The 25,967-nt window shown below is 62.7% G+C and carries 18 protein-coding genes and 2 tRNA genes; 16 read left to right on the forward strand and 4 right to left on the reverse strand.

What is annotated here, in order from left to right; translation table 11 throughout:
- The first annotated feature begins 211 nt into the window (after positions 1-211).
- From GFD25_RS10770 to GFD25_RS10780, 3 genes are all read left to right on the forward strand, one after another.
- The gene (locus tag GFD25_RS10770) at positions 212-1,153 is read left to right on the forward strand and encodes a carbohydrate ABC transporter permease (RefSeq protein WP_163232723.1); all 942 of its coding nucleotides are present in this window, start codon (positions 212-214) and stop codon (positions 1,151-1,153) included.
- Positions 1,150-2,106, forward strand: a complete 957-nt coding sequence (locus GFD25_RS10775) for a carbohydrate ABC transporter permease (protein WP_163232725.1) — start codon at positions 1,150-1,152, stop codon at positions 2,104-2,106. The genes GFD25_RS10770 and GFD25_RS10775 overlap by 4 nt, the downstream gene beginning before the upstream one ends.
- Positions 2,107-2,172: 66 nt before the next feature.
- The gene (locus GFD25_RS10780) at positions 2,173-3,540 is read left to right on the forward strand and encodes an ABC transporter substrate-binding protein (RefSeq protein WP_163232727.1); all 1,368 of its coding nucleotides are present in this window, start codon (positions 2,173-2,175) and stop codon (positions 3,538-3,540) included.
- Between the two features lie 442 nt (positions 3,541-3,982).
- Here the strand turns inward: GFD25_RS10780 and upp are convergent, their stop codons facing one another.
- The 3 genes from upp to GFD25_RS10795 all read right to left on the reverse strand — a co-directional run bounded on the left by upp (position 3,983) and on the right by GFD25_RS10795 (position 5,664).
- Entirely contained in the window at positions 3,983-4,624 is a 642-nt protein-coding gene (upp, locus tag GFD25_RS10785; RefSeq protein ID WP_163232729.1) for a uracil phosphoribosyltransferase, read from the reverse strand.
- A 218-nt stretch (positions 4,625-4,842) separates the two neighbouring features.
- The gene (locus tag GFD25_RS10790) at positions 4,843-5,298 is read right to left on the reverse strand and encodes an Hsp20/alpha crystallin family protein (RefSeq protein WP_163232731.1); all 456 of its coding nucleotides are present in this window, start codon (positions 5,296-5,298) and stop codon (positions 4,843-4,845) included.
- A gap of 294 nt (positions 5,299-5,592) precedes the next feature.
- Positions 5,593-5,664: transfer RNA gene (locus GFD25_RS10795), tRNA-OTHER, on the reverse strand.
- A 143-nt stretch (positions 5,665-5,807) separates the two neighbouring features.
- Between GFD25_RS10795 and GFD25_RS10800 the strand changes: the two genes are divergently transcribed.
- Positions 5,808-5,878, forward strand: a tRNA-Gly gene (locus GFD25_RS10800).
- A 128-nt stretch (positions 5,879-6,006) separates the two neighbouring features.
- Here GFD25_RS10800 and GFD25_RS10805 read toward each other — a convergent pair.
- Positions 6,007-7,242 carry a polysaccharide deacetylase family protein gene (locus GFD25_RS10805; protein ID WP_338024658.1) on the reverse strand — a complete coding sequence of 412 codons (1,236 nt, stop codon included), beginning with the start codon at positions 7,240-7,242 and terminating at the stop codon, positions 6,007-6,009.
- A 230-nt stretch (positions 7,243-7,472) separates the two neighbouring features.
- On the opposite strand from GFD25_RS10805, the gene GFD25_RS10810 reads away from it, so the two are divergent.
- The 12 genes from GFD25_RS10810 to ilvC all read left to right on the forward strand — a co-directional run bounded on the left by GFD25_RS10810 (position 7,473) and on the right by ilvC (position 25,500).
- Positions 7,473-9,056: a YobI family P-loop NTPase gene (locus tag GFD25_RS10810; RefSeq protein WP_163232735.1), complete on the forward strand. Its 1,584-nt coding sequence runs from the start codon at positions 7,473-7,475 to the stop codon at positions 9,054-9,056.
- Between the two features lie 4 nt (positions 9,057-9,060).
- Positions 9,061-12,273, forward strand: a complete 3,213-nt coding sequence (locus GFD25_RS10815) for a tetratricopeptide repeat protein (protein ID WP_163232737.1) — start codon at positions 9,061-9,063, stop codon at positions 12,271-12,273.
- Positions 12,274-12,351: 78 nt separating this feature from the next.
- Positions 12,352-13,797, forward strand: coding sequence for an AAA family ATPase (locus tag GFD25_RS10820; protein WP_163232739.1), 1,446 nt, complete (start codon positions 12,352-12,354; stop codon positions 13,795-13,797).
- Positions 13,797-14,591: an HNH endonuclease family protein gene (locus GFD25_RS10825; RefSeq protein WP_163232741.1), complete on the forward strand. Its 795-nt coding sequence runs from the start codon at positions 13,797-13,799 to the stop codon at positions 14,589-14,591. Before GFD25_RS10820 ends, GFD25_RS10825 begins: the two co-directional genes overlap by 1 nt.
- 94 nt (positions 14,592-14,685) lie before the next feature.
- A complete protein-coding gene (locus GFD25_RS10830) occupies positions 14,686-15,972 on the forward strand; it encodes an adenylosuccinate synthase (protein ID WP_163232743.1) in 1,287 nt (428 codons plus the stop codon).
- A gap of 211 nt (positions 15,973-16,183) precedes the next feature.
- Positions 16,184-17,194 carry a fluoride efflux transporter FluC gene (locus tag GFD25_RS10835; RefSeq protein WP_239512550.1) on the forward strand — a complete coding sequence of 337 codons (1,011 nt, stop codon included), beginning with the start codon at positions 16,184-16,186 and terminating at the stop codon, positions 17,192-17,194.
- Positions 17,191-17,577: a fluoride efflux transporter FluC gene (locus GFD25_RS10840; RefSeq protein WP_163232745.1), complete on the forward strand. Its 387-nt coding sequence runs from the start codon at positions 17,191-17,193 to the stop codon at positions 17,575-17,577. Before GFD25_RS10835 ends, GFD25_RS10840 begins: the two co-directional genes overlap by 4 nt.
- A 113-nt stretch (positions 17,578-17,690) precedes the next feature.
- The gene (locus GFD25_RS10845; RefSeq protein ID WP_163232747.1) at positions 17,691-18,827 is read left to right on the forward strand and encodes a LacI family DNA-binding transcriptional regulator; all 1,137 of its coding nucleotides are present in this window, start codon (positions 17,691-17,693) and stop codon (positions 18,825-18,827) included.
- Between the two features lie 204 nt (positions 18,828-19,031).
- Positions 19,032-20,552 carry a sucrose phosphorylase gene (gene gtfA / locus GFD25_RS10850; protein ID WP_163232749.1) on the forward strand — a complete coding sequence of 507 codons (1,521 nt, stop codon included), beginning with the start codon at positions 19,032-19,034 and terminating at the stop codon, positions 20,550-20,552.
- 83 nt (positions 20,553-20,635) lie between these two features.
- On the forward strand, positions 20,636-22,306 hold the full coding sequence (locus tag GFD25_RS10855) for an MFS transporter (protein ID WP_163232751.1): 1,671 nt from the start codon (positions 20,636-20,638) through the stop codon (positions 22,304-22,306).
- A gap of 474 nt (positions 22,307-22,780) precedes the next feature.
- Positions 22,781-24,148, forward strand: a complete 1,368-nt coding sequence (locus tag GFD25_RS10860) for an MFS transporter (protein ID WP_163232754.1) — start codon at positions 22,781-22,783, stop codon at positions 24,146-24,148.
- Positions 24,149-24,447: 299 nt separating this feature from the next.
- Entirely contained in the window at positions 24,448-25,500 is a 1,053-nt protein-coding gene (gene ilvC / locus GFD25_RS10865; RefSeq protein ID WP_033492680.1) for a ketol-acid reductoisomerase, read from the forward strand.
- Positions 25,501-25,967: the final 467 nt, after the last annotated feature.

Raw genomic sequence — 25,967 nt, forward strand, 5'->3', positions numbered from 1 at the left:
AGACCTACCTCTCCGATGTTCACCTCGCGCTCATCGCCATCCACCTCAAACGACCCTTAGAGTAAACACACCCTAGTTAAGACGGTAGGCGGAAGCCGCTTCAAGGCGTCCACTCGAATCGTCATCCTTCGCCCACGGCCCGTCTGTTGGCGGGAATCGCTGAGCCTTAAGACTCGGACGCAGGAAGGCGATCATTCGAAAGGTCTCAATTATGTCTGCTGTCGTCGCACATCCCGGTACCGCGCCGGATGGAACGCGGTCGGCCGGGAAGAAGCCGTTCGACATCCATTCCTGGACGTCGCTGCTGTACCTGCTTCCCGCGGTGCTGGTGTTCGCATGCTTCGTCGTCTACCCGCTGATCCGCACGTTCGTCCTGTCCGCCTCCGGCACCGATATCCTCGGCCGGCAAAGTCAGTTCGTCGGACTGCGCAACTTCGAACGCGTGTTCACCGATCCCGAATTCGGCAAGATCATGCTCAACACGCTGCTGTTCGCCGTGTACACCGTGGTGCCCACCATCGTGCTGTCGCTGGTCATCGCGCTCATGCTCAACAAGGAATCCACCGTCAACCGCGTGTTCCGTACGGTGTTCGCGCTGCCGTTCGCCTACTCGGTGTCGGCCGCGTCCATCATCTTCTCCGCGTTCTTCAACCCGGCCACCGGCCTGTTCAACGCCATCGTGCAGAAGTTCGGCGGCCAGCCGGTCGGCTGGCTCACCAGCTCCCAGTTCGCGTTGCCGGCCATCGCCATGACGACCGTGTGGATGAACATCGGGTACAACGTGCTCGTCCTGCTCGCCGGACTCGGGTCCGTGCCGGACGAGATCGTCGAGGCGGCGCGTCTGGACGGCGCGTCCGGATTCCGCCTGCAGTGGTTCATCATGATCCCGATGATCATGTCGCAGGTGTTCTTCCTCATCATCACCGACACCATCCAGTCGCTGGAAAGCTTCGGCCAGATCCACGTGCTGACCAAGGGCGGCCCCGATTCGTCCACCACGACGCTCGTGTACGACATCTACATGCACGGCTTCGCCAACAACAGTTCCAATTTCGGTTACGCATCCGCGGAGGCGATCGTGCTGATCGTGGTGGTCGCGATCATCACGCTCATCCAGTTCACCACCGTGGGAAAGAAGGTCGATAACCAATGAGCGTCGCGACAACCACCCAGATCCCGGTCAAGCCGAAGGCCGTCAAGGCCATCGGGCAGGCCGGGAGGAACGCGAAGGAAGCGCGGGCCGAACAGGCCGAAGCCAGCGGAGTCTCCGCGAACTTCTCGCACGCCAAGTACGTCGCATCGAAGATCTTCGGCCTGCTCGTGCTCGTGCTGCTCGGCGTCATCGTCATCTTCCCGGTGTACTACTCGTTCGCCGGCACGCTCATGCAGCAGCAGGACATTGCCGCCTATCCGCCGGCCATCTGGCCCAAGCACGGCATCACCTGGGGCAACCTGACCACGGCCGCGCAGATCATCCCGCTGTTCCGCCAGTACCTCAACTCGTTCGGCTCGACGCTGATCATCACCGTCGCGCAGGTCCTCACGTCCACGCTCGTCGCGTACGCGCTGGTAGTGCTCAAGGTGCGCGGCGCGAGCGTGTGGTTCACGCTGTTCATCGGCACGATGATGATCCCCGGCGAGTCCGTGATCATTCCGAACTACCTGACGATCTCGTCGCTCGGCCTGCGCAACACGTTCCTCGCGCTGATCCTGCCGTACCTGGCCAGCGGTTTCGGCATCTTCATGATGTACTCGTTCATGAAGCAGTTCCCGATGGAGCTGGTCGAGGCCGCGCGCATCGACGGCGCGTCCAACCTTCGCCTGCTGTGGTCGATCGTGCTCCCGCTGAGCCGCCCGGCCATCGCGTCGCTCGCCATCTACACGTTCCTGACCCACTGGAACGGCTTCTTCTGGCCGTTGCTCGTCACCGAAACGCCGGAGATGCAGACCATCCAGATCGGCATCACGCAGCTGCAGTCGCCGGACAACTTCAACCCCGGACTGGTCATGGCCGGCGCGGTACTCGCCGTCATCCCGACGCTGCTCATCGTCATCCTCGGCCAGCGTCAGATCGTGCGCGGCCTGACCGCCGGCTCGACCAAGTGAGCCGCCGGGTAATCCGGGCCGGATCCACGTAATCGCAAGATTTTCCAACAAACAAGAGAGGCAATCATGAACAAGACAATGCGTACGCTGGTGGCCGCCGCCGTGGCCGCCGGATCGCTGCTGGCGGTCGCCGGCTGCGGCAACGCCAACGCGAACGTCGCCACGCAGAAGGACTCCAGCGGCGCGGTCGTCGTGAACTTCTGGCATTCGATGTCCGGCACCAACGGACAGGTGCTCGACAAGCTCATCAGCAAGTTCAACGACGAGAACAAGGGCAAGATCGTCGTCAAGGGCACGTACCAGGGCCAGTACGACGACGCGATCACCAAGTACAAGTCCGCCGTGCAGTCGCAGTCCACGCCGACGCTGATGCAGATCTACGACATCGGCTCGCGATTCATGATGGATTCCGGCACGATCACGCCGATGCAGGACTTCATCGACAAGGACAACTACGACACGTCCGACCTGCAGCCCAACGTGGCCGGCTACTACACCGTGAACAAGAAGCTGTACTCGATGCCGTTCAACACCTCCATGCCGGTGCTGTACTACAACAAGACCCTGTTCAAGAAGGCCGGACTCGACCCGGACAAGGCCCCGGCCACGCTTGACGAGGTCAAGGCCGACGCCGAGAAGCTCTCGCAGAAGAACGGCGGCCCCGCGCAGTACGGCTTCAACGCGGCCGTCTACGGCTGGTACCTGGAGCAGGAGATCGCCGCGAACGGCGACCTGTACTGCTCGCCCGACAACGGTCGCGGCGCCGACCGTGCGACCAAGTTCACGTTCGACAACGACGGCGCGGTGACGTTCATGAAGTGGTGGAAGGGCATGATCGACTCCGGCATTTCCGGCAACACCGGTACGGATACCGACGCCGCGGTCAACGCGTTCGAGACCGGTTCCGTCGCCATCACGGTCGAGTCCACGGCCGATCTGGCCGGCATCATGGAAGCCGCCAAGCAGAAGGGCTTCGAGGTCGGCGTCGGCAACTACCCGAAGATCAAGACCAATGACTCCGGTCCTATCATCGGCGGCGCCTCGCTGTGGATCTCGAATGTGAAGCACTCCGACGAGGAGCAGCAGGCCGCGTGGAAGTTCGTCAAGTTCCTGTCCGAGCCTGAGAACCAGGCGACGTGGCACACCGGCACCGGCTACTTCCCGACTTCGAAGAAGGCGTTGGAGACGGCGACCGACAAGCAGTGGCGTCAGCAGTACCCGCAGTTCGACGTGGCCGTCAAGCAGCTCGCCGATACGAAGCTGACCTCGGCGACGCAGGGTTGCTCGGCCGGCGTGATGCCGCAGGCCCGCAAGGCCGTGGAGACCGCCGTGGAGAAGGTGTTCGAGGGCGCCGATCCGAAGACCGCGCTGAGCGATCAGGTCAAGTCCATGCAGACCACGCTCGACGACTACAACAACTCCGTCAAGCAGTGAGCTGACAGGAACTGGCTGTTTGGCCGGTCCGTTTGCGAGGCGTTGCGATGACGCCTTCGGGAATTGCCCCGCTGGGACCACTCTCAGCGGGGCAATTCCATGACATCATGCGTATTCCGCTACGCGAGAAGGGCTTGGCGGGGCAGCTTCCCGATGGCATATGGGTTTTGCTTCACTTGAGCAGCTCCCTGCGGGGCGGAACGAAGATGCCGTCAGGAAGTTGCCCCGCTAAGGATGCCCCTAGCGGGGCGATTCTCTGAGAACATATGGGTTTTGCCCCGCAGGGAATGGGTCTGGCGGGGCGGAACGATGACGCCTTCGGGGAATTGCCCCGCTTAGCGGGGCGGAACCGCAGGATCGTCCCAGCGGGACAAATCCCGGGTTGCATATGAATGTGCCCCGCCGAGAGCACTCCCAGCGGGGCAAGTCGGAGAAATTGCCGTCAGTCGACCACGCCATAGAGGCGGTCACCGGCGTCGCCGAGCCCCGGCACGATGTAGCACTTCTCGTTGAGCTTCTCGTCGACGGCGCACACGACGACCTTGAAGTCGATGGACGGGTCGATGTGCTCCTGCACGAACTGGATGCCTTCGGGGGCGGCGATGATGCAGACCGCGGTGACGTCCTTGGCGCCGCGTTCGGCGAGGTAGTGCGTGGCGGCGACGAGCGTGCCGCCGGTGGCGAGCATCGGATCGATGAGGAAGCACTGACGGCCGGTCAGATCGTCGGGAAGACGGTTCGCGTAGGTGATCTGCTGGGTCGGATGCTCCTCGTCACGCTTCATGCCGAGGAAGCCGACTTCGGCGGACGGGATCATCTTGGTCATGCCGTCGAGCATGCCGAGGCCGGCGCGCAGCACGGGCACGATGATCGGGCGCGGTTCGGCGATGTGCTTGCCGATCATCGGGGCGACCGGCGTTTCGATCGGCTTGTCGACCACGTCGAGGTTGCGGGTGGCTTCGTACGCTTCCAGCATGACGAGTTCGGAGACAAGCTCGCGGAAGGTGGCGGAGGAGGTGTTCTTGTCGCGCAGCACGGTGAGCTTGTGCTCGACCAGCGGATGATTCAAAACAGTGAGTTCCATAAGTCCCAAGCGTACTACGAAAGCGCGGGCGGGATCGCTGCGCGGGGAGGCGCTGCTGCGGCGGAAAAACGCGAAAGCCCGGACGGTTGATGATGACCGTCCGGGCCTTCGTCAAGGTCTGGCTGTGTTTCCCGTCGTCTGGCGGACTCCGCGGATATCGGCTCGGACAATATCCGTCAGGCGGCGAGAGGGAAAACGCTCAGTGTTTTCTTAACGCGTCAGTCCTCAATCGCGATCTGGTGCTTGGCCTCGACCTGCGGCTGAGCCTGAACCTTCGGGACCTCGATGCACAGCGTGCCGTTCTTGTACTGCGCGTGGATGTCGGATTCCTTCACGTCGTCGCCGACGTAGAAGCTACGAGAGCAGCTACCCATGTAGCGTTCGCGACGCAACCACTTGCCGTCCTTGTCCTTGTCGCCCGAGTCCTCGTCCTTGTGGGCGGAGACGGTCAGGTAACCGTTGTTGAGCTCAAGCGAGATGTCGTTCTTGTCGAAGCCCGGCATGTCGATGTCGACGTCGTAGCAGTTGTCCTTCTCGCGCACGTCGGTGCTCATCATGTTCGCGGGCATGACGGCCGACGAGCCGTTGTCATCGGAACGCCAACCCTGAAAGAACGGATCGTCGAACAGATCGGAGAACATCGTGTCATTCATCAAAGTCGGAAACATTGCCATAATCGGTACTCCTTACAAAACATGCATGGAGTGGAACGGCTTGGCTCGCCGGCCGGGCGCCTTGCGGACCCCGTCTTGCGGCGGCATCCTCGGAACCCGAACGGCTATCGTGACCGTTCCCGGAAACCCTCTCGGAGCTCCTGCCTTGTCCTTTCACCTCACACAATAGGCGTTCGGCGGAGGATGTTCCCGGGTTTTACCCACAGTGAAAAACTTGAGTCATATAGACTCAAGTTTGTATTTCGGCGGCCATGCAGGCCGCGTGACGGAAGAAGGCGTCTTCGCCCCCGTCCAAGCCCTTGGCGGGAATCGAACCCGCGTCTTCTCCTTAAGAAAAAGGAGTGCTCTACCGCTGAGCTACAAGGGGGTAGCCGTATTACGGTTCCGCGCTTCAGCGGCGCCACACATGATATTCGCATGCGAAGACGGTCGCGCGATGCCTTTTTGGGAACGGCACGGGAATGCCCTCTGCTACACTGGTCACTCGTGCATCGCGCAAGCGGGGCATCGCGAATGTAGTTCATCGGTAGAACGACAGCTTCCCAAGCTGTAGAGGCGGGTTCGACTCCCGTCATTCGCTCCGCTGAGAACCGTTGGAATTCCAACGGTTCTCTTCGTTTCTGGCGGTATGGATGTCACGCAGATGGCATCGCGATGGACACGCCGCGGACACACTGCGGACACGTCTCGGACGCGCCGCAAGCACATTCACTTTCCGCTGAGCTTGATGAGCTGGTCGATGGTCACGAACTCGTATCCCTGCTTGCGTAGGTCGTCGATGATCCGCGGCAGCGCCTCCACGGTCTGCGAACGATCGCCTCCGCCGTCGTGCATGAGCACGATCGCGCCGTTGTGCGCGTCCTTCATCACCGCGTCATGAATCGCGTTCGCGCCGGGCATCGACCAGTCGCGCGTATCGATGTCCCACAACACGTTCATCCCAATGAGATCGCCGGCGGCCTCCCACTGTTTCACTCCGAACGCACCGTACGGCGACCGGAACGCCGTCGTCTCCACGCCGGACGCGGCCTTGAGGTTGGCGAATCCGTCCGTGATCTCCGCACGCAACGCATCCGCATCCAGATCGGGCATGTTCGGATGCGTGTTGCTGTGGCTCGCCACCTGATGACCCTCGGCGACCATCCGCTTCTCAGCATCCGGCCAGGCGAGCGACTGCTCGCCGAGATCGAAGAACGTGGCCTTGACCTTCTTCTCCTTGAGCACGTCCAGTACGGGCGCACTGTACTGGCTCGGCCCGTCGTCGAACGTCAGCGCGATCACCTTGCGCCCGGCCGGCCGGGGCGTCACCGATTCGACGATCATCTCGACCGGCTGCTCGGTCAGTCCCTTGTCCACTTCGATGCCGGACTCCTTGCCGACCCACACCTCGCGCTCGCCGTTCCTGCCGGCCTGCCTGAACCGCTGGATCACGCCGGTCAGGTCGACGTCGTCCGTGCCGAACGCGACCGTGTCATGCCGCACGGTGTGCTCCTCGGTCACGTCGTCCCCGTTCGCGACCGTCACGGCCGCATGCTCCGGCACGACCGTATCCGACCACAGTCCATGCGGCACGTCGGTACCGTCGACCGTTACTTTGACCGAGCCTCCGCCGTCCGCCTTGAGTTCCGAACCGTCGATCGCCAGCAGGCGGCCCGGCATGCGGCCGAACGATCCGTTGCGTTCGAGCAGCACGTCGACCGTCACGCCGACATGCGTGCGCACGGTTTCCGCGCCGGTGCCGCTGTCGACCGTCACGTCGATCGGACGCCAGCGGGTATCCCACATCCACCATGTCCAGCCGCCGCCCGAAGCCAGCAGCGCGGCCGTGACCAGACCGACGACCACGCGCACCCACAGGTGGGACCGTTTCGGATTGTTCGGATTGTCGCCGTTGCCGGCATCGAAATCATCGAATGAGGACCGCGGCGTTCTGCCGGGTCGCACCGAACCTCCGAACGACAGTTCTTCCACATCGCCGGCGGGCTGAAATGATGGTGGTCTGAGGGAATCGTCCATGATCCTCACCGATCTCTCGTACGTGTTGCGCAGGTCCGATATATCGTGTCGTGTCCCCATTCTAAGACGGCCGATCGCATCCTGCCGGCAGTTGCCTCGGCGACACGCTGCGTTGCTATACTGAGCCGCAAACGGCGAGGTTTGTGGAAGGGACGGGGATGGAACGGACTGCAGACGTCGGGCGGCAAGTCGAACAGCACGATGACGAAACCGGGGGAGTGCAGGGCGATGCCGCAAGCAGGGGCGAAACCGTAGACGAACACGCTCCCGGAGCCGCGTCTGCCTCGAACCCGCATGCCGGTACGGGAATCCCCGCCGAGCATCGGGTGACTGCGCGACTGCATCTCAGCCAGCTCACGCCGCAGTACGATCCCGCGCATCACGGCATGTACGCGCAGGCGCTGTACGACGCCTGCAATCCGACCGACGGCGGTCCTCAGCCGCGCAACGTTTCGCTGATGGGCAGCTACGGCACCGGCAAAAGTAGCATCATCCAAGGATTCGAGCAGCTGGTGCGCGACAACTATCGGCGTGAAGAGGAGCGACGGTTCGATCGGGAGTATCCGGCGCCTGCCAAACAGCACGGTTTGCGTCGTCACGTCGCCGCGATCACCGGCAGTATCGTGAGGTTCTTCGAGAAGGCCGCATGGGATCGCCGGGTCGATCGCGAGCTCGCCGACAACGCCACCCCGGGCTGCATCGGCGTGACCTCGCTGCTGCTGTGTCCGGAAGGCGAGCGTCGTGACAAAGGCCGGTCGGACGGCGTCGAAAGCCATGAAAGCACGGAAACGCACGAGATCGACGGGCGGACATACGAAACCGTCCATCGTGAGGAGACCGTGCGCAAGCCAAGTGACGACGACCGGTCCGAGGGCGGTCAGACCGAGGAGATCCAGAAGGAGATCATCAAGCAGCTCATCTACGGCGTGCGTCCGTCCGACGTGAACGGGTCGCATTTCCGTAGGCTGCGCTCGCGGCATCGTCCGAGCGAATACCTGCGTCCGATGGCCTTGGTCACGCTGGCGTTGGTGGTGCTGACGTTGGTCGTCGGCCTGTGGTCGAGCGGCTTCAAGCCCGCTGATTTTGCGAAAGAGCTTAAGGGCTGGGCGCTGATCTGGGCGGTGCTGACGGTGTCCGGCTGCGGCATCGTGGCGATGTTCCTCGACAGACTGCAGACGTTCTCGATACAGGCGACGATTTCCGACAGCGTCTCGCTGTCGGTCGACGAACGCCATACGATCGACATCTTCGACAAATACGTTGACGAGATCGTGTACCTGCTCGAGAAGGAGCGGACGCGGTACGTCGTGTTCGAGGACCTCGACCGCGCGTCGGACTGGCGGATCTATTACGAACTGCGCGAACTGAACACGCTGATCAACGCGTCCACGCGCACGCACGGCCAGACGGTCACGTTCATCTACGTGATGGGAGACGCCGCGATGGACCCCAACCGGTACGACGAGAAGCAAGGCGAATGGCCGGAGGATGGGAGCGGGCTGACGCCGTTCGACGTGGCCGAACGCAAGGCGAAGTTCTTCGATGTGAACGTGTACGTGCGGCCGTTCGTCACCGCCGGCAACGCGGGCGCGGTGTTCCGCGACATGCTGCGTGACGACGGAAGCGGTGCCGTTGACGGTGATGTTGATGGTGCAAATGGTGCCGTTGCCGCGAACGGCTCCGATGATATGAACGCCACCGTTGCGAACGGCGGGAAGGTCGGTGATGGCGATGTCCGTTAGGTCGATGTGTGACAGAATCCGCATGGCGTGCTCGGCGGCGAAGGCCGCGTGGGATAGTGGCAAACGCGGCGATGTTTCACATGAAACATCGCCCGTCGCTGAGGCTGACATCGTCGGCACGGCCCCGGCAAATGGCTCCGCCGTCTTCCCTCAAGACGAATTTGATCCCGCGCTGGTCGGCATGATCGCGCGCGAGTTTCCCGATTACCGCATCCTGACCGATATCCGGAACCTGTACGAGATCACCCGCCGGCGCATCTTCGCCATGCACAAGGAAGACGACCGCAAGCGCTGGTTCAATCCTGACGAGTGCCTGATGGCCAGTGCGATCCGCGTGGGTTATCCGTATTTGTTCAACCAGATCATCCGCAACAAGGTCAGGCTCGGAGAGCTGATCTCCCACTGCGAGGACCTGTCCGACGAAGCCGACACCGATGCTCCCGACGCCGATTACCGCAGTCGTGTGCAAAGCGCCTATACCGCGTTCCGTGCCGCCGTGCCGCCGCTGATCAGCAACTGCTTCACCGAGGAAAAACGGTACCTGAGCATCAACTATCTGCTGTACATGGCCGACTGGGAAGGCAAGCTGACCGGTGCCGGCTGGGTGCTGATGAACTCGACGGGGGACAGTCGACTGTCGAGTCTGCCGATCGACGACGTCGACGCGCGCGGCATCGTCTCCTGCTATGCGCCTCGTGAATGGGCGGGGCGTATCGCGTCCAATCGCGCGTTCATGAAGTACGTGTGCGATCGGCTTGACCGTTCCGTGAAGGGCGGCCCCGACGATCCGTGGGACTTGGCAGATGAGCTTACGATCTATAACGCATTGATATCCAGCTTGAGTCCGTCCGATAATGAGCGCGGCAATATGGAGGTGTACTGCGAGCGGAATCGGTACTACCACAATCTGCGATCCGTGTACCCGCAACTCGCGCCGGGCGTCCAGCAGTCGCTGCTGTCCAAGGTGCTGTCTCCGATTTGCCTGGCCGATCCATCCGGCAAAGGATTGGCATCGCAGCAGCGGTACGTTACCTCGTTCATCATCCTGTCCAACGATTTGTACAAGAACGAGGAGGCGACGCTTGACAAGACCTTCTCGCACAACCTGACCGAATCGGACGCGGGCACCTGCTCCAACGGCATGCTGTACGTGACGCTGGGGGACGGGGAGACCGAATTCGGCGACGATACCGGATATCGTGACCGCGAACGGGAACTGCGCGGCTCATTGCCGGCTGACGGAACGTGGCGGTATCCGCAGGATGCGGTCACGCTGAACAATCTGGGCGTGCTGCATCGGCGGATGCGACTGTTCTCGCGGGCCGAGCAGGAGTTTCTGACGGCATTGGGACTGTGCCAGCAGGCTCCGGCAGTCGCATTGCACGGAAATTTGCGCAAGGACTCGGATACCCATGTCGGACCGGTGGCAATGACGGTGTGCAGCAATCTTGGGTCTATGTGCGCCGCGCTTAACCGCTTCGACGATGCCGATGCGTGGTTGGGCCATGCATGGCATGTGGCCCAAGCGCAGTATCCGCAGAACGTGCCGTGGTGGCCCGATGCCGACGAAGACGCCAAGGCCGTCGGCTTGGACGAGCATGGCATCTACCGTATCCAAGCGGCCATACTCAACAATCTCGGCACGCTGCATATCAAGACCGAGCAGATCGGCGACGCCGAGACGGAGCTCAAGCGTTCGTTGACGATGCTCAACGATGCTGTCGCCCGGATACTTGCAGGATTCAATGACAAGAACAAGGACGATCTTGATGCGCGTTTCAATACGGCAGAAAGCGATATGCGGCGTCTGCTCGCGGATTGCGCGGACCCGCATCTGGCGATGGTGCTCAACAATCTCGGCAACCTGCGCCGGCGCACCAGCAACCAGCGCAAGGCGCAGCTGGAGATCGACGCCGCGCTGCGCATCTATCGCCGTCTGGCCAGCGTCCACCCGGATGTGCGGATCGTCGTCGAACGATCGGATGGCGATCTGACGACCGGTCCTGTCGTCTCCTGTGATGAACTGCTGGTCTTTGGTTCTCCGTATGTGTCGTATCTGGCGATGACGCTTAACAACTACGGCAATCTCAAGCGCCGGCGCAAGCTCAGTGATGAGGCCGAGAACGATCTGCGCGCCGCGAAAACGCTGTACGACGGTCTGGCAGACCGGTTCGCCGGGATCGGCGATCACATGTATCTGGCTGACACGGCGATGGTGCTCAACAATCTCGGCAACCTGTATGGCGACAGCGGCAAGACGCTCGGCAAGGCCGAGGAGGCGCTGGTTGAGGCGCTTGACATCCGTGAACATCGGATGCCGAACGGCCCGTTGGACGCCGCCGACATTGCCATGCTGCACAACAATCTCGGCGTGAATTACGGCAAGATGAAGAATTTCACGCAGGCCCGGTTCCACCTTGACGAGGCAAAGCGCATGCGTGGAGAACTCACGGTGTCGCGTGGTCAGCTCGGTCAGCAGGTGTACCGCCCGCGCGTGGCCGATACCGAGAACAACCTCGGCAACCTGTACATGCAGATGCGCCTTCCGAAGGATGCGTTGCGCGAATACGAGGATGCGTTGCGCGAATACAAGGAATTGCTGAAGGATGGATCGCGGCGGGGCGTCTACCTTCCACGCGAGGCGATGACGCTCAACAATCTTGGCATTCTGTGCATGAGGATCGGGCAGCCGGAACAGGCGGAGCAGCATTTTAAACAGTCGCGGCAGGATTATGAGGATCTGTTGAAATCGTTCACCGGCCGGTATGAGCCGCGCCTGGCGATGGTACTCAACAATCTCGGCAACCTGTACCAGCAACCGGGAGCATTGCATGACGTGGCGCAAGCGGCCGAATGCCTGACATCGGCCTATCAGTTATACGACACGCAGGATCGCAAGCTGTATGGCGCCAATCTCGCGATGACGCTCAACAACCTGTGCGTGCTGTATCAGGACGAATGGGTGAACGGCGGAACGGCCCTTGCGAACGTGAAAGACGAACTACTCAAGTACGCAACCGAAATGGCCAAAATCTGCGAATCCCGCAACGAGTCGGCCCGTGCGGTCCCTTTCGCCAATCTCGTTCGAATCCTTGAGGCGCAAAACAACAAAGGCGAGTCCGAGCCAGAAACGTCTGCGCTCGCGCCGGCAACTCCTACCCCCGCAACGCCCGCATCCGCGCAAGGCGCGGACTCTCCCGCCGAGGCCGGCAAATAAGATCGTTCGCTTCTGCCGATTCGCCGGGCCGTCCACTACGATAATTGACAGATGAGTGCTCTGACGAAGGAGACTGCGATGGGCAATATGATGCGGTTGGAGCGTCTGTCCGTGACGAATTACCGAAAATTCGGCGGCAAGCCGTCTTCTGACGATGTGGGGCAGGACTCAGATGAGCCGGGCGTTCCCGGCCTGAGCGTCGATTTCGACGAATCCATGACCGTGCTGGTCGGCGCCAACGGTGCCGGCAAGACCTCGGTGCTCGACGCGATCGCGGTGGCATTGGGTCCGTTCCTGGCCAAGTTCCCGGATGTCAACGGTCCAAATATCACGTCTTATGATGCCTATCGTTCGCGTGTGGCGGAAAGTGGCGAATCGGATATCCAGCCTCATTACCCCGTGGTCATCGGCGCCAAGGCGACTATCGCCCCGCCCACGTCCTGGAAAACGTATCAGGAGAATGGCGAGCCGTCCGCGCCCGAATGCGAATGGAAGCGAACGCTGAACAGCGCCGAAGGGCGCACCACATCAGCCAAGGCGCGCGAGCTCAGCAAACTGTCCGCCGACTATCAGTGGCAGACCCAGAACGATCCCTATACGATGCTGCCGGTCTTGGCTTATTACGGCACCGACCGATTGGGCCTACGCGAGAAATCCCAGTGGAAAACGCATTCGAAGAAGTTCAAAAACCGCTACGAGGGGTATAACGAGTGTCTCAATCCTCATCTGAACTTCAAGCAGCTGGATGCATGGTGGCGCAAGCAATACGATCGTGACCGTCGTGGACTCGACGTGCCGACGTTCCATGCGGTGCGTGACACCGTCGCCGAATGTCTCGAACGGTTCACCGGCAATGCATGCGTGAAAATCGACTACGACTACACCGATGGTCTGGTGGTGAGCTACGCCGACAGCGATGGTGTGTACTTCGAAAATCAGAGGTTCGGGGATCTGAGCGACGGTTATCGCGTGGCCGTCGGCTTGGTGGCCGACATTGCATGGCGTATCGCCGCGTTGAACCCGTTCATGGGCTACGACGTGGTGAAGAAGACCTCCGGCATCGTGCTTGTCGACGAGGTGGACCTGCATCTGCATCCGGTGTGGCAGGAGAAGATACTCGGCATTCTCCGTGAGCTGTTCCCCTGCGTGCAGTTCATCGTCGCCACGCATGCCCCGATGGTGATCTCCTCGGTGAAGGCGAAGAACCTGCGCGTGCTGGGCAAGGTTTCTGAAAAACAATCGCCGGCGCCGGGCGTCGAAGGGCTGTATTTCGCCAAGGAGCCCGACGATGAAACATACGGCAGCAGCGCTGGTGTGGTCCTGCAGCATGTCATGGGTTCCGGTGACCGGCCCACGGCCATCCAGAAGCTCTATGATCTGTTCGGACGTCAGCTGGACCAGGATGATTACGCAGGGGCGAAGAAGACCCTTGCAAAATTGGAAAACACGATCGGCTCGGGTAACCCTGACTTGAGTGCAGCGCAATCCGCATACTTCTTCTATGCCGGAGAGGTGAATGACTGATGCTGTACGTGGATAAGAGCAAAGCGGACGTACCGAGTTATGTCATAGTCAACGCGAAGAGAGAGCTGAAGGATACGCCCGGGACGACAGTCTGCTATGACTCCTTATTGGGGGATACGCCTTCAACCATCCGTGAGCACCTATGTGCCGATCAGGGATGGCTATGTGTGTATTGCATGCGTCGCATATCGCTGAAACCGGAGCCCGGGGTTTCCCGGATGGCCCATACGGAACATTACATCCCACGTCATCAGCACGGCGATACAGGCAAAGCATTGCCCTATCCCGAGTATTCGCAGGCGGATCTCGATGAGTTCTCCTTGGACTATAACAATCTCTTTGCTACGTGCGACGGCAAATATATCGAAGACGAGCAATCCGAAGAAGAGCCGGAAGAGGAATACACCCATGCCGGCCGCACAGAGAAGGCGCAGGAAACATGCGATAAACCGCGCGGTAATCAAAGGCTGACGGTCGACCCCAGAAATCCTGTGCATATTGCTTCCATCCGCTACGGCAAGACTAATGCGCTAATCGACTCGAGTGACAGTGCCATTGCTTCGGATCTGACCAAAAAACTCAATCTCAACTACCACTGGTTAGTCGCGGAGAGGGCCTCCACTTTATCGGAACTCTATGAGTGGTTTTCCGTACATGCAAAAGACAACAATTTCCGAAAAGAATGCGAAGAACGCCTTCAGACACTGAAGAACGGCGATAGTTCCGGCAAGCGTCAACCTTTCGCTCAGATGCTGATCTGGGCATTGGAGAAGCGCATGAGGCGAATGAACTAGTGGCTCGTTTCATCCTGAGACGATGCACCTGCCACGTAGAGGCCGTAAGGTAACCTGTTCGACGGCGGAAAACGGCATTGTGGCGGAGGTATGTATGGCTGGAATCGTGTTGATCGGCGCTCAGTGGGGCGACGAAGGCAAGGGCAAGGCGACTGATCTGATCGGAACGAAGGTCGATTACGTCGCGCGTTTCAACGGCGGCAACAACGCCGGTCACAGCGTGGTCGTCGGCAACGAGTCGTACGCGCTGCACCTGCTGCCGTCCGGCATCATCAGCCCGAACGTGACCCCGGTGATCGGCAACGGCGTCGTCGTCGATCCCGAAGTCCTCTTCGAGGAGATCGACGGTCTGCAGTCGCGCGGCGTCGACTGCTCGCGCCTGCTCGTCTCCGAGGCGGCGCACGTCATCGCGCCGTACCATCGCGTGCTCGACAAGGTCACCGAACGCTTCCTCGGCAAGCACAAGATCGGCACCACCGGCCGCGGCATCGGCCCGGCCTACGCCGACAAGATCAACCGCGTCGGCATTCGCGTGCACGACCTGTTCAACGCCGACCACCTGCACGACAAGGTCGAGGCCAGCCTGCACCAGAAGAACCAGATCCTGGTCAAGCTGTACAACCGCCGCGCCATCGACGTGGACCAGACCACCGACGAACTGCTTGCGCTCGGCGAGCGTCTCAAGCCGTACGTCGCGAACACCGGCCTGATCCTCAACAAGGCGCTCGACGAGGGCAAGACCGTCCTGTTCGAGGGCGCGCAGGCCACCATGCTTGACGTGGACCACGGCACGTATCCGTTCGTCACGTCCTCCAACCCGACCGCGGGCGGCGCGTGCACCGGCACCGGCGTCGGCCCGACCAAGATCAGCCGCGTGATCGGCGTCTCCAAGGCGTACGTGACGCGCGTCGGCGAGGGGCCGTTCCCGACCGAACTGTTCGACGAATCCGGCGACTGGCTGCGTGCGCAGGGCCACGAGTACGGCGTGACGACCGGCCGTCCGCGTCGTTGCGGCTGGTTCGACGCGGTCGTCAACCGTTACGCGAGCCAGGTCAACGGCCTGACCGACATCGTCCTGACCAAGCTGGACGTGCTCACCGGCCTTAAGGAGATCCCGATCTGCGTCGCGTACGATGTGGACGGCGAGCGGTACGACGACATGCCGACCGACCAGGCCGCGTTCGCCGCCGCCAAGCCGATCTACGAGACGATGCCGGGCTGGAGCGAGGACATCTCTGCCGTGCACTCGTTCGAGGATCTGCCGGCGACCTGCCAGGCGTACGTCAAGCGTCTCGAGGAGCTGTCGAACTGCCGCATCTCCGCGATCGGCACCGGTCCGCAGCGTGACCACATCATCTCCGTGCACTCGCTGATCGACTGATCTGTCCATCGGCGCAACCGACGATCGACGGTTCTTCCGTCGGGCGGCCAACCGCTCGCGGGAGAACCGTTTCCGGTACGCGACAACGCCGTCGGCGTACCGGATCGCGGCGTCACTGTATGCGGGACGCCGCATCGGCGTGTATGGTATTGCCGTGCACGTATGACCATGCGGTGTGGGGCCGCCGCTCGAATATTGAATTGGGGAAGACATGACCGACGATGATTTGCCTTCGCTTGAGATGCCGATCCTCAGGCAGGAACCGCCCGCAGATGAGTTGGTGAATCAGACGGGTTCGGCGATTCCGGAACACGATGCGCCGGGCGATCCGATATCGTCGTCGCCGGTTCCGCCACTTCCGCCGCTCCCACCGGAATCCCCGGCAGACCCGGCAGATCTGGAAGACCCGGCACCGGTGATCCACACCGGCCAGGACTCCGCCCCGCCGACGCAGGAATTCGCGTCGACCCGCATCAACGCGTCCTCGGGCCATCCGATCGACGCCATCCTCGGCAAGAACCAGCCCGCGCCGCCGCAGATTCCGCTCGCCCCGATGAAACGCATGCAGGCGAGGTTCAATCCGCTCGCGGACGGCATGCTGTATCTCGTCGTCTTCGTCGGCGGCTTCGTCGGCACCGGCATGCGGTACGGGCTGAATCTGGCCCTGCCGAATCCGATCGCGCCGAACGGGTTCTTCCACGCGTTCCATCCGGCCACGTTCGTCGCGAACATGTGCGCGTGCTTCATTTTCGCGGCGCTCAGCGCATACATGTCGCAGGCGTCGTGGATCCGCAAGCGTGCGCGCGAACTGACCAGCCGCGGTGTCGGCATGGGCATGTGCGGCGGTTTTTCGACGTTGTCGGCCATGGCGATCGAGGATCTGACATCGATGCAGCGTGGCCAGATCGCCGGTTTTCTGTTCTATACGCTCGTCAGTTTCGCGTGCGGCCTGCTCGTCGCCTGGTTGGGCACGCGGATGGCGTTGCACCTGGCCGAGCGGCGGTCGATCAAGGCGATGCACGATCAGATGACGGCCGGTGACGGATCGCACGTCGTGCGTTCGTCGGCCCCGGGCGACGATTACGGGCAGCCGCTCGCGGGCGGCGCTTCGGTGGGCATCGAACCGGGCGCCGCGCTCGTGCCCGCGTTCGAACCCGATCCGGTGACCGACGAGATCCCGATGGTCGCCGACCCGGTGCGAGGGGAGGCTCACGCGCAATGACCACACTGACCACGTTTCTGGCCGTCGCCGCATGCGGCGGCATCGGCGCGGTGACGCGCTTCGTGCTCAACACGTCGATCCAACGCTGGTGGAACCGCGCGTTCCCGATGTCCACGTTCGTGATCAACGTGATCGCCACGTTCTGTGCGGGCATCGCGGCCGCGGCCTTCGCCTACCAGACCGTCGACCATTACACGTATCTGCTGTTCGTCACCGGTTTCCTCGGCGGTTTTTCGACGTTCTCCACCGCGATCAACGAAATGGTGTCGCTGGCCCGCAAGGAGCGGTTCGGCATGGCCGCGCTGTACTGCACGCTGACCATCGGCGTGCCGTTGCTGTGCGTCGCCGCCGGTTGGGAGCTGATCGCGCTGACCCAGGCGTAGGGCGACTCCGCGTCGATACCGCGCTGCCGAACCGGTTCGAGTTACAATGGTCGGCAGCGGTGCAGTTGTAGTGCAATGACAGTCGGTTTTCGATGCGGAAAGGCGGTGTGCCAATGGTCGGCATGCGTGACGTGGCCAAAAAGGCGGGGGTTTCTCTCAGTACGGTGTCGCTGGTGGTGAACGGCACGGGATACGTGTCCGAGGACATGCGCACGCGTGTCACCGAGGCGATGCAGTCGCTCAACTACATTCCCAACGAGCTTGCCCGCAACCTCTACCGTGACCGGACGAACATGATCGGCGTGATCGTGCCGACGATCCGTCACCCGTTCTTCGCCACGTTCACGTCGGTCCTGCAACGCGAGTTCTCCGCGCGCGGACTGCGTACGATGCTGTGCTCCACCGCCGACTCCGACAAGGGCGAGGCCGAATACGTCGACATGCTGCAGCGGCACATGATGGACGGTCTTGTCATGGCCTCGCACACCGCGCATCCGGTCGACTACTGGACGTCGATCGGCCGTCCGGTCGTCGCGTTCGACCGTTATCTCGGTCCGGGCATCCCCTCGGTCGGCTCCGATCATGAGCAGGGCGGGCACATGATCGCCGACCTGCTGATCCGCACCGGCGCGAAGCACGTCGTGATGATCGGCGGACCGCGTTCGCAGTTCCACGATCTCGCCGCGGGCGGCACGGACACGGTGGGCGCCGGCGTGAAGGACACCACGTTCCCGACCGTGCGCTATTACCTGACGCTCGAACGCGAGCTGACCGCCGCGGGAATCCGGTACGACTACGTGGAGGCCGGTTCGGTCGGAGATTTCGAAGGGTACGCGGTCGCCGCGCACAACGTGCTCGACTGGTTCGGCCCGGACGGCACCGCGGACAGCACGGCCGCGGTCGACGCGATCGTCAGTTCCGACATCGGCGCCGCCTACGCGGTGCAGGCCGCGCTGCGCTGCGGGCTGCACATTCCGGACGACCTGCAGATCATCGCCTACGACGGCACGTATCTGGCCGGAACCGCCGGTGTGCGGATGACCGCCGTACGACAGGATTTCGATACGATCGCCTCGACCGTCGCGTCCCGCATGATCGACCTGATCGAAGGCGAACGCGGAGAATCCGCTCGCGGAGGGGAGGGACGAGCCGATCAGTCCGCCGTCTCCCGCCCGGAGCCGCAGATCTCGGATCTGATTCCGCTGTCGCTGCACATCGCGGACACCACGCGTCCTGTGCCGGAGCGCTAGTCCGGCGTTTCTGTACTCTCGCCGATTTCACCCGTTGAAATCCGTCTCGAATCGCAGTAGTCGGCGATTTGACTGTCTCGAACCGGTTCGATACAGTGAGTCCCCGCAATGGACGCGGCGGAAGGGCGAAACCGGCCCAGCGGGGTGTCCGGTCCCGCCCGGTTCCGTCCAGTAACGCCAATCACCACACATGAAGGAGATGCAGTGAAGAACAACGTCCAACTCATCACCTATGCGGATCGTCTCGGCGACGGCACCATCGCCTCGCTCACCGACATCCTGCGCACCCGATTCGACGGCGTGTACCAAGGCGTGCACATCCTGCCGTTCTTCACCCCGTTCGACGGCGCGGACGCCGGATTCGATCCGGTCGACCACACCAAGGTCGATCCGCGCCTCGGCTCGTGGGACGACATCGCCGAACTCAGCCGCACCCACGACATCATGGTCGACACGATCGTCAACCACATGAGCTGGGAATCGGAACAGTTCCAGGATGTCATGAAGCGCGGCGAGGACAGCCCGTACTACCGGATGTTCCTGACCATGAGCACGATCTTCCCGGACGGCGCCACCGAAGAGGACCTCGCCGGCATCTACCGCCCGCGTCCGGGCCTGCCGTTCACCCACTACACGTGGGCCGGCAAGACGCGCCTCGTGTGGACCACGTTCACCCCGCAGCAGGTCGATATCGACACCGACTCCGCGGAAGGCTGGGCGTACCTGACCTCGATCCTCGACCGCCTGTCCACCAGCCACGTGAAGTTCATCCGTCTCGACGCGGTCGGATACGGCGCGAAGGAAGCCAATTCCAGCTGCTTCATGACCCCGAAGACGTTCACGCTCATCGAACGCATCAAGGAAGAGGCCGCCGCGCGCGGGCTCGAAACGCTCATCGAAGTGCACTCGTACTACAAGAAGCAGATCGACATCGCGCACAAGGTCGACCGCGTCTACGATTTCGCCCTGCCGCCGCTGCTCCTGCACGCGATCTTCACCGGGCGCGCCGACGCGGTCGCCCACTGGATCGACGTGCGCCCGAACAACGCCGTCACCGTGCTCGACACGCATGACGGCATCGGCGTGATCGACATCGGCTCCGACCAGCTCGACCGCTCCCTCAAGGGCCTCGTCCCCGACGAGGACGTCGACGCGCTCGTCAACACGATCCACGCGAACACCCACGGCGAATCCCAGGCCGCGACCGGCGCCGCCGCGTCGAACCTCGACCTGTACCAGGTCAACAGCACCTACTATTCCGCGCTCGGCTGCAACGACCAGCACTACATCGCCGCCCGCGCCGTCCAGTTCTTCATGCCCGGCGTGCCGCAGGTCTACTACGTCGGCGCGCTCGCCGGCGCGAACGACATGGAACTGCTGCACCGCACCAACGTCGGTCGTGACATCAACCGTCACTACTACTCGACCGAGGAGATCGACGAGCAGCTCAAGCGTCCGGTCGTGCAGGCGCTCAACGCGCTGTGCCGGTTCCGCAACGAACTGTCCGCGTTCGACGGCACGTTCGACTGGTCCGCGGACGGCGACCGGTCGGTCACGATGTCCTGGACGGCCGAGGACGGCGGATCGCGCGCGACGCTGACATTCGAACCGTCGCGCGGCCTCGGAGCCGACAACGCCGCCTCGATCGTGACGTTGCGCTGGACCGACGCCGCCGGCGATCACGAGACCGACGACCTGATCGCGAACCCGCCCGTCGCGGCGTAGGTCGCGCCCGTCTTCCTGTATCCCGCGGTCATTACCATATGGGGCGTAAGAGAGCCGCAGGATACAGGGAAGATGGGTGAACCATGACCGATAGCCAGAACAGTCAGCCGGACAGTCAGTCCGATCCGACGCCGCCGCAGCCGCGCCCGCTGCCCGGTCAGATCTATGTGCGTCCGGGCATCGACGACCGTCCGGACCTTGACAAGGCGCTTAGCCCGGAAGACAAGATCGCCGTCGCGCGTCTCGCCGTGCCGCTGCGCCGCCGCGTGCCCGAAGCGTCCGCCGCGCAGGCCGCCGAAACCCAGACCGCACGCATGTCGTCGACCGGTTCGCCGGCCGCCGCCGCAGCGGCCGTCGACTCGGCCATCCCCGACATGACGTCGGCGTTCCTCGACATGCGCGATCCGATGGTCGCCCCGGACGGCACGCGTCCCGTCAAGACGCAGGTCCGCCGCCTGACGTGGAGCTTCGCGCTCGCTGCCGCGCTGCGTACGATTCCGTGGGTCATGCTCAACATGGTTCTGCTGCCGGTGCTCGTCGACCGCATCGCCGGCAACGAAAGTTCCGTGATCAACAACATCGCCGCGTTCTGCGGTTCGGGTGCCGCCAACCGCACGATCGGCATCTCGTCCGTGATTCCGCTGGCCGCGGTCGTCGCGGTCGGCAGCGTGGTCGCGCTGTTCGCCGACGCCTTCGTCTCCGCGTTGTCCGACATGACCCGCACCCCGCTCGGCCGCCGTACGCCGTGGATCCTCGGCGGCGCCGGCGTGTGTGCGGTGATGACGCTGGTCCTCGGATCGATCACCAGCCTGCCGGGCGTGATCGTCTTCTGGGCCGTCATACAGGTCGGCTACGCGATGCTGGCCACCCCGCTGGCCGCCGCCTTCGCCGAACGCATGCCCGACAAGTTCCGCGAACGCAGCGTGCAGTGGCGCGGCATCGGCCTGATGGTCGGCCAGGCGCTCGGCGTGTGGCTGGCCGCCGCCGGCATGACCCTCGATTCGTACGGCGAAACCCCGTTCGCGATCTGCGCGGTCGCGTTCGTGCTGTGCGCCCTCGTGCCGCTGGCCGTGTGGCCGCGGGAGGCGTCCAGCGTGGAGCACGCGAAACAGCGGTTCACCGACGGCGTGATCTTCGACCAGTTCAAGGTGTCGCAGTCGACTCCCGCATTCCGCGCCGCCTTCTGGTCCCGTCTGCTGATGATGACCGGCGCCGGTTTCGTCACCGTATTCCTGTGGATGATCGTGCGTCACGGCATGATCGACGTGGCGCAGTGCGGTGCATCGTCGACGCCCGAGGCGATCCCGACCGCGATGATCATGGCGATGATGGGATTGGCGACGCTGGTCGGCGCCGCCATTGCGGCCGCCGTCGCGGGTCGTCTTGCCGACGACGTCGAACGCCGCGGCATCGACGAGCGTGCGGTCGTGATCTGCTCGGCCGTGGTATGCGCGTTCGCATTGCTGTTCGGCCTGATCGGCGGCGCGGTCGGACTGCTGCTGTATGCGTTCGTTTTCGGACTGGCCTTCGGCCTGTACGACGTGTTCAACCAGTCGCTGATCATGGGCGTGCTGCCCGATCCGCGCACCTCCGGTCATGATCTCGGCGTGTTCAACGTGGCGAACGTGCTCGCCCCCGCGTTCGCGGCGATCCTCGGTGCCGGCGTGGCCGTGGTCTTCGGATGGGTCGCGCTGTTCGTCGCCGGATTCGTGTTCGTCGCGCTTTCCGCCTTGGTGACCGTCTGGGTTCGCTGAGCCGCCGTGCGCTGAACCGTTGCGAGCTGTCGGTCGCCGGCTGCTGCCGGGTGCCGGCGGCTCGCATGCGGATGGGTCACATAGTGAACATGCGCTGGTTCGCCGGTGCGGCGGCTCCTAGATTATGGAGCCAGTCGGGCGCCAAGCCCGGTGGAATACGTTCGATACCGAATCGATTCGAAAGGAGGTTCGCCACGATGACCGGAACAACCGCAACCGCAAAGTCCTACGCTCTGCTGTCCGCGCGAATTATTATTCCGTCTTCGCTGGCGGACTGATTCGGCATACAGCTTGAAGCCCCGCCAACGAAGGCAGGGCGCAAGCGAGAAGTCGCGATCTTCGCAAAAGCCCTGCCATCAACGGCGGGGCTTTTTTGATACGCCCCACAAGGTCACCGATCAGAATCACAAGCCGTTTCCACGAACGCGAACACACGACGTAACGAACAACAACGAACACAACCTAGGAGCTCACATGTCAGCAGCAGTGGAATCCACGACGCGCACCGCCGTGGCCGGCAAGCTGAAATCCGTCGCCCGCGACTCGGTCAAGACCGTGATCGCCGCCTCGATGGTCGGCACGGCCATCGAATTCTATGACTTCTACGCCTACGGCACCGCCGCGGCGAACTATTTCCCGCACATCTTCTTCTCCGACAAGACCAACCCGACCGTCGCCATGCTGGCCAGCTTCCTGACGTTCGCGATCGCGTTCGTCGCCCGCCCGCTCGGCTCGCTCGTGTTCGGCCACTTCGGCGACCGTCTCGGACGCAAGGCCACGCTGGTCGTCTCGCTGATGACGATGGGCGTCGGCACGTTCCTGATCGGCTGCCTGCCGACCTACAAGACGGCCGGCGTGGGCGCGGTCGCGATGCTGTGCCTGCTGCGCTTCGTGCAGGGCGTCGGACTCGGCGGCGAATGGTCGGGCGCGGCGCTGGTCGCCACCGAGAACGCGCCGGAGGACAAGCGCGCGCTGTACGGCTCGTTCCCGGAGCTGGGAGCGCCGATCGGATTCTTCCTGTCGAACGGCACGTACTTCGTGCTCGAGTCGTTCAACGATTCCGACGCGATGCTGGCGTGGGGCTGGCGTGTGCCGTTCCTGCTGAGCGCGGTGCTCGTGGTCGTCGGCCTCGTCGTGCGCGTCCAGATGGAGGAGACGCCGATCTTCCGCATGGCCCAGGAGAAGCAGCAGGTCGTCAAGGCCCCGATCGTCGAGGTGTTCAGGAAGTCGTGGAAGCAGGTGCTGCAGGCGACGTTCCTCGTGGCCGTGACGTACACGCTGTTCTACACGCTCGCCACATGGTCGCTCGCATGGGGCACGAAGACCGGCGCCGAGGGCGGCGGCGACCTCGGATTCACCAACCAGGAGTACCTGCTCATGCTGATGATCGCGATCTGCGTGTTTGCCGCATTCATCGTGATCTCCTGCGTGAACGCCGACCGGTTCGGCCGTCGTCGCGTGATCGTGACCTCGTCGGTGCTGCTCGTCGTGTTCGCGCTGCTGTTCCCGTTCCTGCTCAACGGCCAGGTCGTCGGCCAGCGCAACTTCTTCGCCAACATGGTGTTCCTGTGCGTCGGCTTCGCGCTCATGGGCACCGCGTTCGGACCGATCGGCGCGTTCCTGCCCGAACTGTTCGACGCGAACGTGCGCTACTCCGGCTCCGGCATCGGCTACAACCTCGCCGCGATCGTCGGCGCGGCGTTCGTGCCGACCATCGCCACGTGGCTGTCGTCCCACTGGGGCGTGCACTCCGTAGGCCTCTACCTCGGCGTGATGGCCGTCTGCTGCCTCGTTGCGGTGCTCAGCTGCAAGGAGACAAAGGACGTCGATTTCACCAAGTAGCCTCTTCCTTTCCCTCCCCTACATAAGGGGAGGGTGGCAGCGAAGCTGACGGGTGGGGTCAAAAAGACCCATCCCCTCATCCCGCTATACCCCAAATCCATCCAAACATTACAACGCAAACCAACCATTCAATATTTGGACGTGGTCATCCACGCCAACCCCCGCCGGACTAGAACAGTGCGGCAGGAGACGATGACTTTCCTCCGCGGGACACAATCCCAACGCCGAAAGCCCTACCAATCTCACCGATTGTCGGGCGACTTACCAACGCCCACAAGCAACATAAAGGAGTGCCTATCATGGCAGCAACTATCTGGTACGAAAAGGACGCCGATCTCTCCGTGTTCGATGGCAAGAAGGTCGCCATCCTCGGTTACGGCTCGCAGGGCCACGCTCACGCGCTGAACCTGCGCGACTCGGGTGTCGACGTGGTCGTCGGCCTGCGTCCGACCTCCAAGTCCGTTGAGTTCGCCAAGGAGCAGGGCCTTGAGGTCAAGCCGGTGCCGGAAGCGGTCGCCGAGGCCGACGTCGTGATGATCCTGCTGCCTGATCAGTACCAGGCCAAGGTCTACAAGGAGGACGTCGAGCCGAACCTGAAGCCGGGTGCCGCTCTGGCGTTCGCCCACGGCTTCAACATCCACTACGGCTACATCAAGCCGTCGGCCGACCATCCGGTGTTCATGGTCGCTCCGAAGGGCCCGGGCCACATCGTGCGTCGTGAGTACGCCGCCGGCCGTGGCGTCCCGGTCGTCGTGGCCGTCGAGCAGGATCCGGACGGCAAGACCTGGCCGCTGTGCCTCGCCTACGCCAAGGCCCTCGGCGCCCTGCGCGCCGGCGCCATCAAGACGACCTTCACCGAGGAGACCGAGACCGATCTGTTCGGCGAGCAGGACGTGCTGATGGGCGGCATCAACCACCTGTGCGACATGGGCTTCGACGTGCTGACCGAGGCCGGCTACCAGCCGGAGATCGCCTACTTCGAGGTATTCCACGAGCTGAAGATGCTGGTCGACCTCGCCAACGAGGGTGGTCTGAACAAGGCCCGTTGGTCCTGCTCCGACACCGCCCAGTACGGCGATTACACCTCCACGGTCATCACCGAGGAGACCAAGAAGCGCATGCAGTACCAGCTCAAGCGCATCCAGGACGGCTCCTTCGCCAAGGAGTTCATGGACGATCAGGCCGCCGGCGCCCCGAAGTTCAAGAAGCTGCAGGAGGAGTACTCGCACCCGCACCTCGAGACCGTCGGCCCGAAGCTGCGCGCCATGTTCTCCTGGAACAACGGCCCGGCCAAGGATCAGGACGAGGCCGAGTCCTTCAACGGCAAGATCGCTCGTACCCAGGTTCAGTGACTTCCTGCCGCTAGGCGCAAGTAGTCGATAATCAGCGACTCACATAGCAGCCGTCGACTCCCGTTCGTTCGGGAGCGGCGGCTGTTTGCGTTTGACGTTCGGCGCTCATCGTTGCAAACCGTCACTATGTTCGAGTGATTACGATGTCGCCGCGTACATAGTGATGTTTCGGGGTGCGGAACCGTCACTATGTTCGAGCCGCTGTACCGATCGCTCGAACATAGTGACGGTATATTGCAGTCGTGACGTCGATGATGACGAGATGGTCGTGATGTCCACGGTTGGAACGTGAGCTGGCTCACGTTGTGGACGATGACCGGATGGCGGCTCGGTTATCGGTAGGATGGGGAGCAGTTTCGAGGACAAAATCCTCACGCTTGAGAACGCTCGGGAAACAAACAACCCCGAACCCCCAAACGCGCAGAATGTTTGTACATAATGCGCAACCACACAACACCGTGTGCCGC

The sequence above is a fragment of the Bifidobacterium aerophilum genome (assembly GCF_010667685.1).
Taxonomy (GTDB): domain Bacteria; phylum Actinomycetota; class Actinomycetes; order Actinomycetales; family Bifidobacteriaceae; genus Bifidobacterium; species Bifidobacterium aerophilum.

Bases quoted from the DNA above. Each gene is read 5' to 3' on its own strand.
- GFD25_RS10770 (WP_163232723.1), top strand. From the start codon at position 212: ATGTCTGCTGTCGTCGCACATCCCGGTACCGCGCCGGATGGAACGCGG.
- GFD25_RS10775 (WP_163232725.1), top strand. From the start codon at position 1,150: ATGAGCGTCGCGACAACCACCCAGATCCCGGTCAAGCCGAAGGCCGTC.
- GFD25_RS10780 (WP_163232727.1), top strand. From the start codon at position 2,173: ATGAACAAGACAATGCGTACGCTGGTGGCCGCCGCCGTGGCCGCCGGA.
- upp (WP_163232729.1), bottom strand. From the start codon at position 4,624: ATGGAACTCACTGTTTTGAATCATCCGCTGGTCGAGCACAAGCTCACC.
- GFD25_RS10790 (WP_163232731.1), bottom strand. From the start codon at position 5,298: ATGGCAATGTTTCCGACTTTGATGAATGACACGATGTTCTCCGATCTG.
- GFD25_RS10810 (WP_163232735.1), top strand. From the start codon at position 7,473: ATGGAACGGACTGCAGACGTCGGGCGGCAAGTCGAACAGCACGATGAC.
- GFD25_RS10815 (WP_163232737.1), top strand. From the start codon at position 9,061: ATGTGTGACAGAATCCGCATGGCGTGCTCGGCGGCGAAGGCCGCGTGG.
- GFD25_RS10820 (WP_163232739.1), top strand. From the start codon at position 12,352: ATGGGCAATATGATGCGGTTGGAGCGTCTGTCCGTGACGAATTACCGA.
- GFD25_RS10825 (WP_163232741.1), top strand. From the start codon at position 13,797: ATGCTGTACGTGGATAAGAGCAAAGCGGACGTACCGAGTTATGTCATA.
- GFD25_RS10830 (WP_163232743.1), top strand. From the start codon at position 14,686: ATGGCTGGAATCGTGTTGATCGGCGCTCAGTGGGGCGACGAAGGCAAG.
- GFD25_RS10835 (WP_239512550.1), top strand. From the start codon at position 16,184: ATGACCGACGATGATTTGCCTTCGCTTGAGATGCCGATCCTCAGGCAG.
- GFD25_RS10840 (WP_163232745.1), top strand. From the start codon at position 17,191: ATGACCACACTGACCACGTTTCTGGCCGTCGCCGCATGCGGCGGCATC.
- GFD25_RS10845 (WP_163232747.1), top strand. From the start codon at position 17,691: ATGGTCGGCATGCGTGACGTGGCCAAAAAGGCGGGGGTTTCTCTCAGT.
- GFD25_RS10855 (WP_163232751.1), top strand. From the start codon at position 20,636: ATGACCGATAGCCAGAACAGTCAGCCGGACAGTCAGTCCGATCCGACG.
- GFD25_RS10860 (WP_163232754.1), top strand. From the start codon at position 22,781: ATGTCAGCAGCAGTGGAATCCACGACGCGCACCGCCGTGGCCGGCAAG.
- ilvC (WP_033492680.1), top strand. From the start codon at position 24,448: ATGGCAGCAACTATCTGGTACGAAAAGGACGCCGATCTCTCCGTGTTC.